3 protein-coding genes are annotated in these 1,474 nt (G+C 38.6%); 2 read left to right on the top strand and 1 reads right to left on the bottom strand.

Features of this window, described 5'->3' with window-relative positions; genetic code table 11:
- On the top strand, nt 1-294 hold a 294-nt coding region (eif1A, locus tag ACPK8D_RS14915; protein WP_424718646.1), incomplete at its 5' end, for a translation initiation factor eIF-1A.
- Nucleotides 295-774: 480 nt separating this feature from the next.
- Nucleotides 775-978 carry a CxxC-x17-CxxC domain-containing protein gene (locus ACPK8D_RS14910; RefSeq protein ID WP_424718645.1) on the top strand — a complete coding sequence of 68 codons (204 nt, stop codon included), beginning with the start codon at nt 775-777 and terminating at the stop codon, nt 976-978.
- A 219-nt stretch (nt 979-1,197) separates the two neighbouring features.
- Here ACPK8D_RS14910 and ACPK8D_RS14905 read toward each other — a convergent pair.
- Nucleotides 1,198-1,474, bottom strand: a 277-nt coding sequence (locus ACPK8D_RS14905) for a DUF86 domain-containing protein (RefSeq protein ID WP_424718644.1), incomplete at its 5' end; no start/stop codon positions are given.

Raw genomic sequence — 1,474 nt, 5'->3', positions numbered from 1 at the left:
TCAGGAGATACCCCTGAAGTATCCAGGGTACGAGTCCCCCGTAAGGACCGAAATGAAGTTCTGGCAACGGTTGCGTGTTTACTCGGCTCGAAAAGGGTAACGCTTCAGTGTATGGACGGAATTGTCCGCATGGGCAGGATTCCGGGTTCTAAAAAGAAGAGAATGTGGATCCGCGAAGGCGATGTTGTTATAGCCAGTCCCTGGGAAGTACAGGACTCCAAAGCCGAAGTAACCTGGAAATACACAAGGCCCCAGGTCGAATGGCTTGAGCGGAAAGGTTACATTAAATACTGACTAAACTAAAAGTGTACTGATCTAAAAGTATAGAATAAAGATGCCTGATAAAGGTATCTGAAATAAAGGTGTCTGAAAAAGATGCCTGAAACCCATATTTTCACTTTTCTCCAGGAACGCTTCTATGTTGATGTGAGCAAGGTTCCATAGACGGCAAATTATTGGCTATCTCATACTCCAGGATATAATTATTATATAATGATGCTAAAATATAATGATGCTAAAATTTCTTCTAAATCCTCTCATTTTTGTTTTAATAAGTTTTTCCTGAGTTCAGAGAGTGGCTGTTACCTCATTTAAGAGAACGTGCCCGGTTTAAATAGATAAATTTATATATTTTAAATGCAATGTATATCTATTAAAAATAAAGAAATGTATAACAATCTGTTGTTAAAAACCAATTTTTGTTTTTAACCAAAGAGTCCTATACAATCTTATTTTTAAGCAATTAACTAACAACTAAAACCAGGGTGAAACAAAATGGCTTTTAATGACAGAGGAAATCCTTTCAGGGGAAGAGACAGCAACCGTGGAGGCTTCGGAGCTCCCAGGGAAATGCACAAGACAAAATGTTCGGATTGTGGTGTTGAAACCGAAGTACCTTTCAAACCTGACCCTGACAGACCAGTCTACTGCAGAGAATGTCTTCCTAACCACAGGAAACCCAGAGAAAACAGATACTAAAATGTTATTTGTTTAACTGAGTTTTCATCAAAATTATTTCTTTTTCACTTTTTTAAATCTACTATAAGGCTTGAATATACTTTTTTTAGCCAGTAATCTCTTGCAAACTGAGAATGAACATTTTGCAGGGTTTTTTGATTGAAGCGATTCTTTCCTTTGGAGGGCTATTTTCTGATTATTCGCATTTCTTCCAGATCGCATTTGATGTTCGGTTTTGCTTCAGGGATACCTCTTTAACGGACCTTCTTTAACAGATAACCAGACTACTTTCGGATTAACCCCAAAGTAAGCGTGGATTAATTTGTCCCGTATTCCTGCCAGATCTTTCCACGGAACAAAAGGATATTTTTCACGCACTTCACATGGGATATTCTTTATTGCTTCGCCAATGATTTCTAGAGCTCTGATTACTGCAAACTGTGTTTTGCGATCTTCGGCAAACTCTCCAAATGTCCAGCCGCTGACAAATTCCTCTGCTGCTTCCATTGCATCATAG

This window comes from Methanosarcina sp. (assembly GCF_049706645.1).
GTDB lineage: Archaea > Halobacteriota > Methanosarcinia > Methanosarcinales > Methanosarcinaceae > Methanosarcina.
The sequence above is the reverse complement of the archived record's forward strand: the minus strand, read 5'-3'. Positions and strand labels throughout refer to the sequence as shown.

What these genes read in the sequence shown, in the direction of transcription:
- ACPK8D_RS14910 (WP_424718645.1), top strand. Translation starts at nt 775, where the DNA reads ATGGCTTTTAATGACAGAGGAAATCCTTTCAGGGGAAGAGACAGCAAC.